This window comes from Micromonospora rosaria, assembly GCF_001567585.1.
Classification (GTDB): Bacteria; Actinomycetota; Actinomycetes; order Mycobacteriales; family Micromonosporaceae; genus Micromonospora; species Micromonospora rosaria.
The window spans coordinates 51,782-68,200 of the sequence record NZ_LRQV01000007.1 but is presented as its reverse complement, the minus strand read 5'-3'; the positions used below and the strand labels follow the sequence as shown (position 1 = coordinate 68,200).

Annotated in this window: 12 protein-coding genes; 8 read left to right on the top strand and 4 right to left on the bottom strand. The window is 74.5% G+C overall.

Annotated features, from left to right (window positions below):
* Positions 1–162 precede the first annotated feature (162 nt).
* From AWW66_RS03990 to valS, 7 genes are all read left to right on the top strand, one after another.
* Positions 163–1,680: a DNA-3-methyladenine glycosylase 2 family protein gene (locus AWW66_RS03990; RefSeq protein WP_067359996.1), complete on the top strand. Its 1,518-nt coding sequence runs from the start codon at positions 163–165 to the stop codon at positions 1,678–1,680.
* Positions 1,677–2,186 (top strand): methylated-DNA--[protein]-cysteine S-methyltransferase, encoded by a 510-nt coding sequence (locus AWW66_RS03985; RefSeq protein ID WP_067359995.1) that lies wholly within the window; start codon positions 1,677–1,679, stop codon positions 2,184–2,186. The genes AWW66_RS03990 and AWW66_RS03985 overlap by 4 nt, the downstream gene beginning before the upstream one ends.
* Positions 2,187–2,465: 279 nt before the next feature.
* Entirely contained in the window at positions 2,466–4,319 is a 1,854-nt protein-coding gene (locus AWW66_RS03980) for an ABC transporter ATP-binding protein (RefSeq protein ID WP_067359993.1), read from the top strand.
* The gene (locus AWW66_RS03975) at positions 4,316–6,196 is read left to right on the top strand and encodes an ABC transporter ATP-binding protein (protein ID WP_067359992.1); all 1,881 of its coding nucleotides are present in this window, start codon (positions 4,316–4,318) and stop codon (positions 6,194–6,196) included. The genes AWW66_RS03980 and AWW66_RS03975 overlap by 4 nt, the downstream gene beginning before the upstream one ends.
* Before the next feature lie 102 nt (positions 6,197–6,298).
* The gene (locus AWW66_RS03970; RefSeq protein WP_067359990.1) at positions 6,299–6,601 is read left to right on the top strand and encodes a hypothetical protein; all 303 of its coding nucleotides are present in this window, start codon (positions 6,299–6,301) and stop codon (positions 6,599–6,601) included.
* Entirely contained in the window at positions 6,598–8,238 is a 1,641-nt protein-coding gene (locus AWW66_RS03965) for an amidase (RefSeq protein ID WP_245647886.1), read from the top strand. Before AWW66_RS03970 ends, AWW66_RS03965 begins: the two co-directional genes overlap by 4 nt.
* A 79-nt stretch (positions 8,239–8,317) precedes the next feature.
* Positions 8,318–10,882, top strand: coding sequence for a valine--tRNA ligase (gene valS, locus AWW66_RS03960; protein WP_067359987.1), 2,565 nt, complete (start codon positions 8,318–8,320; stop codon positions 10,880–10,882).
* Between the two features lie 130 nt (positions 10,883–11,012).
* Here valS and AWW66_RS03955 read toward each other — a convergent pair whose 3' ends face one another.
* Genes AWW66_RS03955 through AWW66_RS03940 form a run of 4 tightly spaced genes read right to left on the bottom strand, consistent with a single transcriptional unit; the run spans position 11,013 to position 14,478 of the window.
* Complete coding sequence (locus tag AWW66_RS03955) at positions 11,013–11,723, bottom strand: ABC transporter permease (RefSeq protein WP_067359986.1); 711 nt, start codon at positions 11,721–11,723, stop codon at positions 11,013–11,015.
* 1 nt (position 11,724) lies between these two features.
* Positions 11,725–12,693 (bottom strand): ABC transporter ATP-binding protein, encoded by a 969-nt coding sequence (locus tag AWW66_RS03950; RefSeq protein WP_067359984.1) that lies wholly within the window; start codon positions 12,691–12,693, stop codon positions 11,725–11,727.
* Complete coding sequence (locus AWW66_RS03945; RefSeq protein ID WP_067359983.1) at positions 12,690–13,571, bottom strand: ABC transporter permease; 882 nt, start codon at positions 13,569–13,571, stop codon at positions 12,690–12,692. Before AWW66_RS03945 ends, AWW66_RS03950 begins: the two co-directional genes overlap by 4 nt.
* Positions 13,564–14,478, bottom strand: a complete 915-nt coding sequence (locus tag AWW66_RS03940) for an ABC transporter ATP-binding protein (RefSeq protein ID WP_067359981.1) — start codon at positions 14,476–14,478, stop codon at positions 13,564–13,566. Before AWW66_RS03940 ends, AWW66_RS03945 begins: the two co-directional genes overlap by 8 nt.
* Positions 14,479–14,739: 261 nt before the next feature.
* Here AWW66_RS03940 and cysC point away from each other — a divergent pair, with 261 nt between their 5' ends.
* Entirely contained in the window at positions 14,740–16,269 is a 1,530-nt protein-coding gene (gene cysC / locus AWW66_RS03935; protein WP_067359980.1) for an adenylyl-sulfate kinase, read from the top strand.
* The last annotated feature ends 150 nt before the right edge of the window (positions 16,270–16,419 follow it).

The window sequence follows — 16,419 nt, the reverse complement described above, 5'->3', positions numbered from 1 at the left end:
CCCGCGATCCGACTGCGGCGGTGACCCGGCCGGGGCGGGCCCGAGGCGGGACGAGGTGTTAACAAGGGGCCCTTCCTCTACCGGAAGCGTTAACAGGGGGCCCTTCCTTCAGGTCCGAATACCGCGAGCCGGTGGGGTGGGCAGGGAGGCAGGATCGGGGGTGTGGAGTTGGACTTCGAACGGTGCTACCGGGCCGTGGACAGCCGTGACCAGCGGTTCGACGGGAGGTTCTACACCGGGGTCACCTCGACCGGCATCTACTGCCGGCCGTCCTGCCCGGCGGTCACCCCGAAACGACGTAACGTCCGGTTCTTCCCGTCGGCCGCCGCCGCGCAGCGGGCCGGCCTGCGGGCCTGCCGGCGGTGCCGCCCGGACGCCGCCCCCGGCTCGCCGGACTGGGACGTCCGGGCCGACGTGGTGGGGCGGGCGATGCGGCTGATCGCCGACGGGGTGGTGGACCGGGACGGCGTGCCGGGGTTGGCGGCCCGGCTCGGGTACACCGAACGGCACCTGCACCGGATGCTGCGCGCGGAGATGGGGGCCGGACCGGTCGCGCTGGCCCGGGCCCAGCGGGCGCAGACCGCCCGGATCCTGATCGAGACGACCGGGCTGGGCCTGGCCGAGGTGGCGTTCGCGGCCGGGTTCGGCAGCGTCCGGCAGTTCAACGACACGATCCGGATCACCTACGGGGTGCCGCCGTCGCAGTTGCGGGCCGGCCGGGCGGCCGTCGCGGGCGCCGGGACGATCACGCTGCGGCTCGCGTACCGGCCGCCGCTGCACGCCCCGGCGCTGCTGGACTTCCTGGCCCGACGGGCGGTGCCCGGGGTGGAGCGGGTGCACGACGGGACGTACCACCGGGGGTTGACCCTGCCGCACGGGCCGGCGGAGGTCGCGCTGACCCCGACGGCCGGGCACGTCTCGGCGACGCTGCGCCTGGCCGACCTGCGCGACCTCGCGCCGGCGGTGGCCCGCTGCCGCCGGCTGCTCGACCTCGACGCCGACCCGGCCGCCGTGGACGGCACGCTGGCCGCCGATCCGGCGCTCGCCGCGGCGGTGGCGACCGAGCCCGGGGTACGCCTCCCCCGCGCCGTCGACGGCTTCGAGATCCTCCTCCGCGCCATCATCGGCCAACAGATCTCGCTGACCGCCGCCACAACCACCCTCACCCGCATCACCGCCGCCACCGCCACCGCCACCGCCACCGCCACCGCCACCGCCACCGCCACCGCCACCGCCACCGATGATCATGGGGTTGACGGTGGGCCGGGGCTCGGTGAGTGCCGCGAACTCCATGATCAACCCCTGCGGGCGTTCCCGACGGCGGAGGAGGTGTTGGGGTTGCCGGACGGGGTGTTCGGGATGCCGGCGCGGCGGCGGGAGACGATCCGGGCGGCGGCCCGGGCGGTCGCCGACGGGTCGCTGGACCTCGACCCGGGCGGCGACCGGGAGGAGACGGTACGCCGGCTCGCCGACCTGCCCGGGATCGGCCCCTGGACGGTCGGGTACGTGGCGATGCGGGCCCTCGGCGACCCGGACGTCCTGCTCCCCACCGACCTGGCGGTACGGCGGGGCGCCGCCGCGCTCGGCCTGTCCGACGACCCGAAGACCCTCGACGCGTACGCCGACCGCTGGCGCCCCTGGCGGTCGTACGCGGTGATCAGACTCTGGAGAGCGGCATGACCACGGCAGACCCGATCGACAGCACCGTGCAGGACACCCCCGCCGGCCCCCTGGCCCTCCTCGTCGGGCCGACCGGCGCGGTCCGGGCGGCCGGGTTCACCGGCGACCCGCAGGACCTGGTGCCCCGGGTGCACCCGAGCCTGCGGGGACCGCTGCGGCACCGGGCCGACCTCGGCCCGGTGAGCGCCGCGGTCGACGCCTACTTCGCCGGTGACCTGACCGCGATCGACCAGGTACCGGTCGAGCAGCACACCGGCGGGGCATTCATGAGCCATGCCTGGCAGGTGCTGCGGGAGGTCAAGCCGGGCGAGCCGGTGACGTACACCGCGTTCGCCGGGCTGGCCGGCCGGCCGCTCGCGGTCCGGGCCGCGGCGGCGGCCTGCGCGCACAACGCGGCGGCGCTCTTCGTGCCCTGCCACCGGGTGCTGCGCACCGACGGGACGCTCGGCGGGTACCGCTGGGGCCTGCCGGTGAAGACCTGGCTGCTCGCCCACGAGCGCCGCTGACCCCGCCCGCGAGCACCGCCCGACAGCAACGCCGCCCAACAGCAGCGCCGCCCAACAGCAGCACCGCCCGACACCAGCACCGCCGGGCATCAGCGCCGCCGGACAGCAGCGCCGCCGGAGACGCGCGCGGGGAGGAGCGGGTGCGCCGCGACGCGGACGGTGGGCCCGAGCGGTCGATGACCGTGGGCGGTCGATGACCGTGGGCGGTCGGTGACCGTGGGCGGTCGATGACAACAAGCTGACAGCCGGAACAGTGACATTTACCGATACGGTCAGATCGTGCCTGCGGAGCGCGACCGCGAGCCGGCCCCGACGACGAAAGCCGGCCGACATCCCCCGGCCGCGTCGGCGGGCGGGGGCCGGTCGGCGGGGCGCGGCCGGTTGGCCAACCTGTGGCGGCTGCGCGGCTACCTGCGACCGTACGCGGCCGAGTTCGGTTGGCTGCTGGTGGCGGCGCTCGCGGGCACCGGGGCGAGCCTGGCCGTACCCCTGGTGGTGCAGCGGGTGGTGGACGGCCCGGTGGCCCGGCGCGAGCCCGGCGGGCTGCTCAGCCTCGGCGCCCTGGTGCTGGTGCTGGGCCTGGTCGAGGCGCTGCTGATCTTCGTGCGGCGGTGGATGCAGTCCGCCTCGTCGGTCGGCATGGAGGCCGCCCTCCGGGCCGACCTCTACGCGCACCTGCTGCGCCTGCCGACCAGTTTCCACGACCGGTGGCACTCCGGTCAGCTCCTCTCCCGCGCCACCAGCGACCTGTCGGTGCTGCGCCGGTTCCTCTCCTTCGGCCTGTTCTTCCTGATCCTCAACCTGGTCACCTACGTCGCCGTGGTGGTGCTGCTGATCCGGCTGCACCCGCCGTTGGGCCTGCTGGTGGCGGCGAGCGCGGTGCCGCTGTTCCTGATCAGCCGCCGGTTCGCCCGGCACTACCACGCCGCGTCCCGCCGGATGCAGGACCAGCAGGGCGAGGTGGCGACCCTGGTCGAGGAGACCGCGCTGGGGCTGCGCACCACCAAGGCGTACGGGCGGGGGCCGGAACTGGCCGCCCGGTTCGCCGGCAACGCCCGCGCGCTGCACGACATCGGCGTCGGCAAGGCCCGGCTGCTGGCCCGTACCTCGGCCCTGTTCGACCTGGTCCCCAACGGCACGCTGGCGGTGGTGCTGGTCACCGGGGTGGTCCTGGTGAGCCGGGGCGGGCTCACCGTCGGGGCCCTGGTCGCCTTCGTCAGCCTCCAGTTGATGCTGGTCTGGCCGGTGCAGTCGCTGGGCTGGATCATCGCCAACGGCCAGGAGGCCGCCACCGCCGCCGACCGGATCCGGGAGGTGCTGGACACCCGGCCGGCGATCGTGGACGCGCCGGGCGCGCTGGCGCCGCCCCGGGCCGGGGTACGCGGCCGGCTCACCTTCGAGCAGGTCACCTTCCGGTACCCGGACAGCGGCGCCCCGGTGCTGCGCGGGGTGGACCTGACCGTGGCGCCGGGCGAGACCCTCGCCCTGGTCGGGGCCACCGGCTGCGGCAAGAGCACGCTGCTGTCGCTGGTCCCCCGGTTGCAGGAGGTGACCGGCGGGCGGATCACCCTGGACGGCCACGACCTGCGCGACCTGCGGCTGTCCACGCTGCGCCGGCTGGTCGGGGTGGCCTTCGAGGAGCCGACGCTGTTCTCCATGTCGGTCCGGGAGAACCTCACCCTGGGTCGGCCGGACGCGGGCGAGGACGAGATCCACGCCGCCCTCGCCCTGGCCCAGGCGGAGTTCGCGTACGACCTGCCGTGGGGGCTGGCGACCCGGGTGGGCGAGCAGGGGCTCTCCCTCTCCGGCGGCCAGCGGCAGCGGCTGGCCCTGGCGCGGGCGGTCCTCGGCCGGCCGGCGCTGCTCGTGCTGGACGACCCGCTCTCCGCTCTCGACGTGCACACCGAGTCGCTGGTGGAGGCGGCGTTGAAACGGGTGCTCCGGGACACCACGGCGCTGCTGGTGGTGCACCGCCCCTCGACGATCGCGCTGGCCGACCGGGTGGCGTTGCTGGAGCAGGGGCGGATCACCGCCGTCGGCACCCACTCCGACCTGCTCGCCACCGTGCCCGCGTACCGGTCGGTGCTCTCCGCCGACCCACGCCCCGCCGCCGGTGCCGGGGTGTCGTCGTGACCGCCCTCGGGGACCGGGACACCGACCGGGGCGACGGGACGCAGCCGCAGCGGTGGCGGGGCGTCTCCACCGATCCGGACGCCGACCGCAGCCTCGCCGAGGACACCTCCCCGGCGGCGGTGGCCCGGCTCCGGGTGCGCAGCCGGGCCCTGCTGCGGGACCTGCTGCGCCCGCACCGCCGCCGGCTCGGGCTGGCGGTGGCGCTGCTGCTGGCCCAGAACGCGGCCGGGATGGCCGGGCCGTACCTGGTGATGCTCGGCATCGACCGGGCCGCCGGGCCGCTGCGGGCCGGCGACCCGGTGCCGCTGGTGGCGGTGGCCGCCGCGTTCGTGGTCGCCGCCGGGATCGAGTACGCGGCCCGGCGCGGCTTCCTCGTCCTGTCCGCCCGGCTCGGCCAGGCCGTCCTGCTCGACCTCCGGCAGCGGGTGTACGGGCACTTCCTGCGGCTGTCGGTGACGTTCCACGAGCGGTACACCTCCGGCCGGATGGTCTCCCGGCTCACCAGTGACCTCGACTCGATCGGCGAGCTGGTCGACGGCGGGATCGACAGCCTGGTCCTCGCCGGGTTGTCGATCGTGTCGATCGCCGGTGTCCTGCTCTGGCTGGACCTGCCGCTGGCCGCCGTGACGCTGCTCGCCTTCCCGCCGCTGCTCTGGCTGTCCCGGTGGTTCGCGCGTGCCTCGGCCGACGCGTACCGGCGCACCCGGGAGGCGGTGGCGCTGGTCATCGTCCACTTCGTGGAGTCGTTGCGGGGCATCCGCGCGGTGCAGGCGTACCGGCGGGAGCGGCGCAACGAGGCCATCTTCGGCGTCGTCAACGACGACTACCGGGTGGCCAGCCGCCAGGCCTTCCGGCTGATCGCCACGTACTCGCCGGGGATCAAGGTGATCGGCAACGTCACCGTGGCGGTGGTGCTCTGCTACGGCGGCCTGCGGGTGCTCGACGGGGAGACCGGCGTGGGGGTGCTCGCCGCGTTCCTGCTCTACCTGCGCCGGTTCTTCGAGCCGATGCAGGAGCTGAGCCAGTTCTACAACTCGTTGCAGTCGGCCACGGCGGCGCTGGAGAAGCTCACCGGGGTGCTGGACGAACGCCCGTCGGTGCCCGAGCCGGCCCGCCCGGTGCCGCTGCCCGCCGAGGGCCGCCGGGGCGCGGTGGAGTTCCGGTCGGTCACCTTCGGGTACCGCGCGGACGCGCCGATCCTGGCCGGGCTGGACCTGACGGTGCCGGCCGGGCAGACCGTCGCCCTGGTCGGCCCGACCGGGGCGGGCAAGTCGACGCTGGCGAAGCTGCTCGCCCGGTTCCACGACCCGGTCACCGGCACGGTCACCCTCGACGGGGTCGACCTGCGCGACGTCGCCGACGCCGACCTGCGCGCCGCAGTGGTGCTGGTGACCCAGGAGAACCACCTGTTCACCGGCACGGTGGCGGAGAACATCCGGTTCGGCCGGCCGGACGCCGACGACGCGGCGGTGCGGGCCGCCGCCCGCGCGATCGGCGCGCACGACTTCATCGCCGCGCTCCCCGACGGGTACGACACGCAGGTGCACCGGCGCGGCGGCCGGCTCTCCGCCGGGCAGCGGCAGCTCGTCGCGTTCGCCCGCGCCTTCCTGGCCGACCCGGCGGTGCTGATCCTGGACGAGGCGACCTCCTCGCTGGACGTGCCCACCGAGCGGCTGGTGCAGCACGCCCTCGGCACCATCCTGCGGGACCGGACCGCCCTGGTCATCGCGCACCGGCTCTCCACGGTGGAGACCGCCGACCGGGTCCTGGTCCTCGACGGCGGCCGGATCGTCGAGGACGGCCCACCCGAACGGTTGATCGCCACCGGCGGCCGGTACGCGGGCCTGCACCGACAGTGGCGGAACTCGTTGGTGTGACCGACACCGCCGCCGGTTCACAAGCTGGTGATCATCGCGTCACGGGCGTGACACCGCCCGCCCCGACAGTAGGGCCACGTTTTCGCAGCTCAGAGGAGAACGATGGCACCTGTCCCGCCGACCGACGCCGAACTCGACACGTTCATCCGCGCCCGGCTCGCATCCCTCGGCATCGACCTCGACCAACTTCCCCCCGGCACCACCGCCGACCCGGTCACCGGCTCGCCCGGCCGCGACTCGGTGCTGGCCTCCCTGCGCTCGTTCGTCCGCTCCACGGTCACCGCGCTGGCCGCGTACCAGATGCCGGCCCCGGCCGGCACCGACCCGGCGGTCGCGATGGCCCTGTCCCAGCAGCCCGCGCCGATGCTCTACCCCTCGATCAGCACAGAATGGCGGGACCGATGAGCGCCGAACCCCTCGACCGGAGCATCGACCGCCGGGCCTTCCTGGCCCGCACCGCCGCCCTCGCCGCCGTCTCGGCGGTCGGCGCGTCGGTGACCCTGCCCGGGATCGCGTCGGCCGCCCCGCCGGTGACCGGGCCCACCAGCAAGGTCACGTGGAACCCGGCGCTGGACGTGCCGAACGCCTTCGTCAAGCCCCGCCCCGAGGCGATGGCCGACCCGACCGAGTTGACCATCGCCGAGGCCGCCTGGATGATCCGCCACGGCAAGCTCACCCCGGTGGAGCTGGTCAAGGCGTACCTGGCCCGGATCGAGGCGTACGAGGGCACGTACAAGGCGTTCAACCTGGTGCTCGCCGAGGCCGCCGTGAAGGCCGCCCGGCAGGCCGCCAACCGGCCGTACCGGGGCGCGCTGCACGGCATCCCGCTGGCCGTCAAGGACAACTACTGGACCGCCGGGGTCCGGACCACCGCCAACTCGTACCTGTTCGCCGACTTCGTGCCGCCGTACGACGCCACCTCGGTGGCGAAGCTGACGGTCAACGGGGCGATCGTGCTGGGCAAGACCCAGATGGGGCCGCTGGCCACCACCCGGGCCACCACCCCGGACGGCGTGGTCACCACGGTCAACGCGTGGACCCCGAACAACCCGGCGACCAACCCGGGCGGCTCCTCCACCGGCACCGCCACCGCCGTGGCCGGCCGGCTCGCCGCCAGCGGCACCGGCACCCAGACCGGTGGCTCGATCACCGCTCCGGCGAACGCGCAGAACCTGACCGGGCTGAAGCCGACCATGGGCCGGGTGTCGCTGGCCGGGATCATCCCGCTCAGCTACACCCGGGACCACCCCGGCCCGCTGGCCCGCGACGCCAAGGACGCGGCGATCATGCTGACCGCGATGGCCGGCGAGGACGCCGCCGACCCGCGTACCCAGGGGCTGCCGGCGCTGCCGAACCTGATCAACGCGGCCACCCCGAAGCGCACCGGGGACCGGGTCGTCATGCGGTGGAAGACCCGCATCGGCGTGCTGCCCGGGTTCACCTCCGGCACCTCGGCCACCGCCCAGGCCCGCCGGGCGTACCTGGACACCCTGGCCGGCATCGAGGGCGCCACGCTGGTCGAGGTGCCGCTGCCCGACGACTGGGACCTGCTCACCGGCACCGCCTTCAACAACGTCCGGCTGCCCGAGCGCAGCGAGCCGTTCATGCCGTACCTGCGGCAGGACCTGCGCGGCTTCGGAGTGTCGGTGACCGGCTGGTTGCAGGGCGCGCTGCTCGGCTCGAACGAGTTCCTCACCGGCCAGCGGGCCAAGCTGCTGCTCATGGAGCGGGTGCTGGACCAGATGTTCGACGCCTGCGACGTGGTGGTGCAGACCGGGCCGGTGCCGTTCGACATCCTCGGCCTGCCGGAGATCGCCTTCCCGATCGGCTTCGACGGCACCGGGGTGCCGATCGGCACCATCCTCGGCGGCCTGCCGTACGGCGAGGACCGGCTGCTCTCGGTCGCCGCCGCGTACCAGGCGCTCACCGACTGGCACTGGCGCCGGCCGGCGGACCCGGCCCCGGCGGCGGCGGCCCGCAGCGCCGCGCCCGGCGGCGCGCTGCGGCTCACCGCCGAGGAGGTCGCCGAGCTGAGCCAGTGAGCCGCCCGGCTCCGCGCCCGCCCGCGGGCCCCGCGTATTCCCCACGCGCGGGGCCCGCAGGCGGCTCTACCATCGACCGATGACCGACCCGACCACGGCGCAGCGCACCGGCCGGCCCGAGCGTCCCACCCTGGACGGCATCGAGGAGACCTGGTCACGGCGCTGGCAGTCCGACGGCACGTACGCGTTCGACCGGACCCGGGACCGGTCCGACGTGTACGCGATCGACACCCCGCCGCCGACGGTCTCCGGCGAACTGCACATGGGACACGTCTTCTCGTACACCCACACCGACATCGTGGCCCGGTTCCAGCGGATGCGCGGCAGGACGGTGTTCTACCCGATGGGCTGGGACGACAACGGGCTGCCCACCGAACGCCGGGTGCAGAACGTGTACGGCGTGCGCTGCGACCCGTCGCTGCCGTACGACCCGGCGTGGACGCCACCGGCCACCCCGGTCGACGAGGCGGCCCGGAAGAACCCCACACCGATCTCCCGGCGCAACTTCGTCGCGCTCTGCGAGACCCTGACCGCCGCCGACGAGCAGGTCTTCGAGGCGCTCTGGCGGCGGCTGGGGCTGTCGGTGGACTGGTCGCTGACGTACACCACCATCGGGGCGACCGCCCGCGCCACGTCGCAGCGGGCGTTCCTGCGCAACCTGGCCCGGGGCGAGGCGTACCAGGCGGAGGCGCCGACCCTGTGGGACGTGGGCTTCGCCACCGCCGTCGCCCAGGCCGAGCTGGAGGACCGGGAGCGGCCGGGCGCGTACCACCGGCTGCGGTTCACCGGGCCGGACGGGCGGGCGGTGCCGATCGACACCACCCGACCGGAGCTGCTGCCGGCCTGCGTCGCGCTGGTCTGCCATCCCGACGACGAGCGGTACGCCGACCTGGTGGGCGCGCTCGTGCGTACCCCCGTGTTCGGGGTCGAGGTGCCGGTGCGCGCGCACCCGCTGGCGGACCCGGCCAAGGGCACCGGCATCGCGATGGTCTGCACCTTCGGTGACCTGACCGACGTGACCTGGTGGCGGGAGCTGGACCTGGACACCCGGGTGGTGGTCGGCCGGGACGGCCGGCTGCTGCCGGAGCCGCCCGCCGGGTTGCCGGCCGGGCCCTACGCGGCGCTGGCCGGGCAGACCGTGAACGGGGCCCGGCGGGCCGTGGTCGGGTTGCTGGCCGACGCGGGCGACCTGGTCGGCGAGCCCCGCCCGATCAACCATCCGGTGAAGTTCTACGAGCGCGGCGACCGGCCGCTGGAGATCGTCTCGACCCGGCAGTGGTACCTGCGCAACGGCGGCCGGGACGCCGACCTGCGGGCGGCGCTGCTGGCCCGGGGCGCGGAGCTGACCTGGGTGCCGGCGCACATGCGGCACCGGTACGAGCACTGGGTCGGCGGGTTGACCGGTGACTGGCTGGTCAGTCGGCAGCGCTTCTTCGGCGTGCCGGTGCCGGTCTGGTACCGGCTCGACGACGCTGGCGAGCCGGACCACTCCCAGCCTCTCACACCGCCGGAGGTGATGCTGCCGGTCGACCCGTCCAGCGAGCCGCCACCCGGGTACGACGAGGCTCAGCGGGGCCGGCCGGGCGGTTTCGTGGGCGATCCGGACGTGCTGGACACCTGGGCCACCTCGTCGCTGACCCCGCAGATCGTCGGCGGCTGGGAGACCGACCCGGACCTGTTCGCCCGGGTCTTCCCGATGGACCTGCGCCCGCAGGGGCAGGAGATCATCCGGACCTGGCTCTTCGCCACCGTGGTCCGGGCGCACCTGGAACACGGGGTGCTGCCCTGGCGGGACGCGGTGCTCTCCGGCTGGATCCTCGACCCGGACCGGAAGAAGATGGCCAAGTCCAAGGGGAACGTGGTCACCCCGCTGGCCCTGCTGGAGCAGTACGGCTCCGACGCGGTCCGGTACTGGGCGGCCAACGGGCGACCCGGCATGGACCTGGCCTTCGACCCGGCGCAGATCAAGGTGGGCCGGCGGCTGGCCACCAAGCTTCTCAACGCCTCGACGTTCGCGCTCGGGCTGGGCGCGGCCGACGCGCTGCGCGCCCCGGTCACCGAGCCGCTGGACACCGCGCTGCTTGCCGAACTCTCCACCGTGGTCGCGGCGGCCACCGCCGCCCTCGACGGCTACGACCACACCGCCGCGGTGCAGGTGGTGGAGAGCTTCTTCTGGCGGTTCTGCGACGACTACATCGAGCTGGTCAAGGACCGCGCGTACGGCACCGGGCCGGGCGCCGACTCGGCCCGCGCCGCGCTGGCCACCGCGCTGTCGGTGCTGTTGCGACTCTTCGCCCCGACCCTGCCGTACGTGACCGAGGAGGTGTGGTCCTGGTGGCGGTACGGCTCGGTGCACCGCGCCCCGTGGCCCACCACGTACGAGGTGGACCGGGCGATCCGGGGCACCGGTGACCCGGCCCTGTTCCGGCTCGCCGCCGACGCGCTCACCCAGGTCCGTCGGGCCAAGTCCGAGCGGAAGCTCTCCATGAGGGCGGAGGTCCCGCTGGCCGAGGCGCTCGGCCCGGCCGCCCTGCTCGACCAGCTCACCCTGGTCGTCGACGACCTGCGGGCGGCCGGTCGGATCGGCCGGCTCGACCTGCTCCCCGACCGCACCCCCGAACTCGTCGTCGCCTGCGCCTTCTGAGGTGTGAGGAGGGGCCCTTTGTTAACGCATTCTGCAGAGCAGGGGCCCCTTCCCAACACCCCGGCTCAGGTGGGCCGGGAACGCGGGGGGCGGGACGCGGGGTGGGCGGGACCACCAGCCGCGGGGCAGGTCAGCTCGTCTCACCGGCCACGCTGAACGAGCGGAGCCGGTCCACGGCGAGCACCGTGAAGCCGACGCTGACCAGCGCCGTCATCACCGCCGCCACCGGCACCGAGACCGTGGTGGAGAGCAGGTCGGTGGGGGCCAGCCGGTCGGCCAGCGCGATCACCCACTGCTGGATCGAGAGCACCCGGGTGCCGGTGACCAGGTTGCCGAGCAGCCCCTCCCAGATCAGCACGTAGACCAGGCCGAGCAGGACCGGCCGCCGGGTGACCAGGCTCAGCGCCAGGAACAACGCCGAGTACGCCAGCGCCCCCAGCGCCGCCGCCACGACCAGCCCCAGACCGAGGCGTACCGAGTGGGCGAGCACGGCCGCGACGTAGAGCGGGACGGCGACGGTGACCGCGGTGACCCCGGTCGCCACCGCCAGCTTCGGCAGCACGATCTGCCAGCGCGGCAGCGGCTTGGTCAGGATGTGCACCACCGTGCCGTCGTCGATCTCGGCGCCCAGCACGCCGGTGCCCACGATCAGCGCGACCACCGGCAGCACCACCGCCAGGCCGAGGCCGACCAGGATCGGCGGCCCCCACTGGCCCGGGTCCACCTTCAGCACGCGGGAGACCACCGCGAGCACCACCAACAGCAACGGCAGCGGAATCAGCAGCAGGAACCGCCGCCGGCCGAACAGCCCACGCGCGGTGATCCAGGAAACGGTCGACACCTCAGGCCTCCACCAGGTACGAGAAGACGCTCTCCAGGGACTCGTCCTCGGGCAGCAGCGCCCGGACCCGGACCCCCCGGGCCAGGGCGATCTTCGGCAGCACCCGGGTGAACGCGCCGTAGTCGCCGGCCCGCACGGTCAGGCCGGTGCGGTCCAGCTCCACGCCGGTGACCGAGGGCTCGGCCATCAGCGCGACGGCCAACGCCCGGTCGTCGGTGGACCGGATCGCGAAGACGTGCGGCCGGTTGGTCATCAGCCGCCGGATGGTCCGGAAGTCACCGGAGGCGGCCAGCCGGCCGGCGACCATCACCTGGACCGTCCCGGAGACCTGCTCGACCTCCTCCAGGATGTGCGAGCTGAACAGGATCGTCCGGCCGGCGTCGCCGAGCCGGTGCAGCAACTCCATCATGTGCAGCCGCTGCCGGGGGTCCATCCCGTTGAACGGCTCGTCGAGCAGGAGCACCTGCGGGTCGTGCACCAGCGCCGCGGCGACCCGGGTCCGCTGCCGCATCCCCTTCGAGTACGTGCCGATCCGCCGGTCCTGCGCGCCCTCCAGCTCGACCAGGCCGATCGCCCGGCGGGCTGCGGCGGCCGGGTCGGGCAGCCCGTGCAGCTTCGCGCTGGCCAGCACGAACTCGTACGCGCTGAGGAAGCTGTGCACCGCCTCCCGTTCGGTGACCAGCCCGAGCCGCCGGTACACCTGCGGGTTGCGCCAGATCCGCGTCCCGTCCAGGGTGACCGTGCCCCGGGACGGGGCGAGGAACCCGGCCATCATGTGCAGCAGGGTGGTCTTGCCGGCGCCGTTCGGGCCGAGCAGCCCGGTCACCCCGGCACCGAGGTCCATCGTGACGTCGTTGACCGCGACCACGTTGCCGTACCACTTGGAGACCCCGGCGAGGCTCAGCACGCTGGTCGCGCGGGCCGGCGGGGCGCCGGCCCCGGTCGTGTCCACCTGGTCGGTCACGCTCATCGGGTGGCCACCTTCCGGTATCGCAGCAGCAGCAACAGGACGGCGACGGCCACCAGGGCGACCGTGGCGACCGCGTAGAGCGGGCCGAAGCCGCCGATCGGCGGGCCGCTGGATCCCTCGAAGACCAGCAGGTCGCCCAGCGCCCACGCCCCGGTGGCGCCCACCAGCGTGGACGGGGAGGCGAGGAAGGCCAGCTCGTTGACCGTCTGGGACGGCATGATCGACAGGATGCCGACGATCGGGGTGGTCATCAGGAAGACCGCCACGATGCCGCCGGCGGCGAAGGCCCGCTTGCCGGTGAGCGAGGAGATCAGCAGCCCGATCGAGGCGAAGACCACCGCCCAGAGCCCGGCGTACAGCAGCCCCGGCAGCAGGTCCAGCAGCTCGTTCCAGACCCCGCGTATCCCGTCGTCGGTGGTGAACGCCGCACCGAGGAACATCACCAGCTGCGGGCCGCCGAGCAGCAGCCAGAGCGCGGTGACCAGGGCCAGCAGCTTGGCCAGCGCGTAGTCCTCGCGGGGCAGCGGGCGGGAGAAGTACAGCGGCAGCACCCCGCTGAGCAGGTCCCGGGAGACCAGCTCGGGGGCGACCACCGCGACGAAGAAGATGACCATCCAGCTCATCCGGTCGGCGAACTGGGCGTAGGTCATCACGACCTCGCCGATCTGGGTCCGCACGGCGGTGATCCCGGCCGCGGCGACGGCCACCACGCCCACCACCAGCCAGGGGAAGATCTTGGCCTTGGCGCTGCGGCCGAGGCCGAACGCGGTCCGCAGCCCGTGCAGGTAGAGCGCGCCGAAGACGTGCCGGCGGCCCAGCCGGGGCCCGGTGTACCGCTGGTAGCCGATGTCGTGGATGACGCCGGTCGGCTCAGGCATGGCTGGGCTCCCTCGGGGCGAACAGCTCGGCCACCCGGTGCCGGCGCTGGTCCAGCCGGTGCAGCGGCAGGTCCAGCTCGGCGACCGCGCCGAGGATCAGGTCGTAGGTGTCATCGTCGGCGAGCGGGACGAGCAGCATCCGCCCGTCCCGGCTCACCGGCAGTTCCAGCGCGGCGAGCCGGGCGGCCAGCAGGTCCGTACCCTCGCTGACCTCGACCGCGAGCACGTCGGTGGCGGAGGTCATCGCGGCGATGTGGTCGGCGCGCAGCAGCCGGCCGCCGTCGATGGCGACCAGCGTGTCGCAGATCCGTTCCACCTCGCCGAGCAGGTGCGAGCAGACCAGCACGGAGATGCCGAACTCGGTGCCGATCCGGTGGATCAGCGCGAGCATCGCGTCCCGGCCCGCCGGGTCCAGCCCGTTGGTCGGCTCGTCGAGCAGCAGCAGGTCCGGATCGTGCACCAGGGCCTGGGCCAGTTTCACCCGCTGTTTCATGCCGGTGGAGTAGCCGCCGACGGCGCGGTGCCGTTCCTCGTGCAGGCCCACGTGCCGCAGCGCCTCGGAGGCGCGTTCCCGGGCGACGGTGGGCGGCAGGCCGCTGATCCGGCCCAGGTGGGTGACCAGCTCGGCGGCGGAGAGATCCGGCGGCAGGGCGTCGTGCTCGGGCATGTACCCGACCCGGGCCCGCACGGCGGCGGGGTCGGTGGTCGGGTCGAGGCCGAGCACCCGGACCTGCCCGCTGGACGGTTCGAGCAGGCCGAGCAGGATCTTGATCAGTGTCGACTTCCCGGCGCCGTTGGCGCCGACCAGGCCGATGATCCCCGGCTCGACCGCGACGGTCAGGTCCGCCAGAGCGGTGACCCCACCCCCGTACGTCTTCGTCAGCGACTCGGTCGCGATCAGTGTCACGTCGCTCAGCGTAGGGACCCGGAGCCATCGGGGCATCGGGAAACACCCGGGGGAATCCCCCTGATTCCGCGCTCCGGCAGCTCGGGGTCACCACCCACCGCCCGGCGTGCCGGCGGCGACCGCGACGGACGGTGGCCGGCGGCGGTGGGGGTGCGGCCCGGGTGGGGAGTGGCGCTCTCGACCGATCGGCGGTCGGCTGAGAAACTGTGTGCCCGGCCGCGACGAGCCTGAGCGCCGGCCGGCGATCTGGGAGGGTGGCGGATGAGCAACGGGTGGGTGCTGCCCGACGAGGTGCTCCGGGACGCGCCGGCGTACACGCCGCGCCCGGGTGAGCTGGCCGACCTGGAGCTGCTGCTGACCGGGGCGTACGCACCGCTGACCGGCTTCATGACCCGCGCCGACCTGGTCTCGATCAGCCGTCGGGGCCGGCTGGCCGACGGTACGCCGTGGCCGGTGCCGGTGGCGTTGCAGATCCCGGCGGCGCTCGCCCAGGGGCTGGACGTCACCGACCCCGCGCGGCGGCTGCTGGTGCTCGCCGACGCGGAGGGCGCCCCGGTGGCGACGCTGGACGTCACCGACGTCTGGACGGTCCGCGACGGGATCGCCGGTGCCGGCGGGACGGTGCGCCGGCTCGGCGACGGCGGGCACGGCCCCTTCCAGCGGCTGCGCCGCGACCCCGAGGAGGTCCGCGCGCTGCTGCCCCCGGGCCGGGTGCTCGGCGTCGTCGCCGACCGGCCGCTGCACCGCCCCCAGCTCGCCCAGATCGCGCACGCGACGCGGACCCTCGGCGCGCACCTGCTGGTGCTGATCCCGGTCAGCGAGCAGCCCACCGGCGGGCTGCCGTCCGAGGCACTGGTGCGCAGCGTCTTCGCCGCCCGGGACCGGATGCCGCCGGCCACCATCGTCACGGTGCCGTTGGCCCGGCGGCGGGACGAGATCAGCGACGCCCTGCTACGCGCCCGGGTCGCCGCCGCGTACGGGGTCACCCACCTGCTCTCCACCGGCGAGTCGCTCTCCGGTGCCGGGCTGCGGGTGCTGGTCCCCCGGGAGCTGGCGTACGACAACCGGGACGGGCAGTGGCGCTGGCGCGACGACATCCCGCCGCGCAACCGGCGGCTGGCCTTCACCCAACAGGAGATCGACGACCACCTGGACCGGGGCTTCCCGCTGCCCGAGTGGCACACCCCACCGGCGGTGGCGAAGGAGCTGACCCGGGCCCGCCCGCCCCGGCGGTACCGGGGTCTGGTGGTCTTCTTCACCGGGTTCTCCGGCTCCGGGAAGTCGACCGTCGCCCGGGGGCTGGCCGACGTGCTGCGTGAGCAGGGCGACCGGACGATCACCCTGCTCGACGGGGACGTGGTGCGCCGGGAACTCTCCGCCGGGCTGACCTTCAGCAAGGCCGACCGGGACCTCAACGTCCGCCGGATCGGCTGGGTCGCCGCCGAGATCGCCCGGCACCGGGGCGTCGCCGTCTGCTGCCCGATCGCGCCGTACGCGCAGGCCCGCGCGACCGCCCGGGAGATGGCACTGGCGGCCGGCGCCGGTTTCCTGCTGGTCCACGTGGCTACCCCGATCGAGGTGTGCGAGCAGCGCGACCGCAAGGGCCTGTACGCGCGGGCACGGGCCGGTCTGCTCACCGGGATGACCGGCGTCGACGACCCGTACGAGGTGCCGACCGACGCGGAACTGGTCCTCGACACCTCCACCGGGACGGTGGACGAGGCGGTGGAGGCGGTCATGCACCTGCTGACCGAGACCGGCTGGGTGGAGCCGCGCCTGCAACCGGCCTGACCGCCGGAGCCCCACCCGGGGACCCCGGCGTCGGCCCGGCCGGCGGCCCCGGCTCTGCTCGCCTCGCACCCCCGGCGGCCCGGGGGCGCGGGGCGGTGCCCGGCGACCGGCCACGGATCGTCCGGCGGTCCGATGTGGACGCCGGAACAC

Coding starts and splice junctions, on each gene's coding strand:
- valS (WP_067359987.1), top strand. CDS start 8,318: ATGACCGACCCGACCACGGCGCAGCGCACCGGCCGGCCCGAGCGTCCC.
- AWW66_RS03985 (WP_067359995.1), top strand. CDS start 1,677: ATGACCACGGCAGACCCGATCGACAGCACCGTGCAGGACACCCCCGCC.
- cysC (WP_067359980.1), top strand. CDS start 14,740: ATGAGCAACGGGTGGGTGCTGCCCGACGAGGTGCTCCGGGACGCGCCG.
- AWW66_RS03970 (WP_067359990.1), top strand. CDS start 6,299: ATGGCACCTGTCCCGCCGACCGACGCCGAACTCGACACGTTCATCCGC.
- AWW66_RS03945 (WP_067359983.1), bottom strand. CDS start 13,571: ATGCCTGAGCCGACCGGCGTCATCCACGACATCGGCTACCAGCGGTAC.
- AWW66_RS03965 (WP_245647886.1), top strand. CDS start 6,598: ATGAGCGCCGAACCCCTCGACCGGAGCATCGACCGCCGGGCCTTCCTG.
- AWW66_RS03950 (WP_067359984.1), bottom strand. CDS start 12,693: ATGAGCGTGACCGACCAGGTGGACACGACCGGGGCCGGCGCCCCGCCG.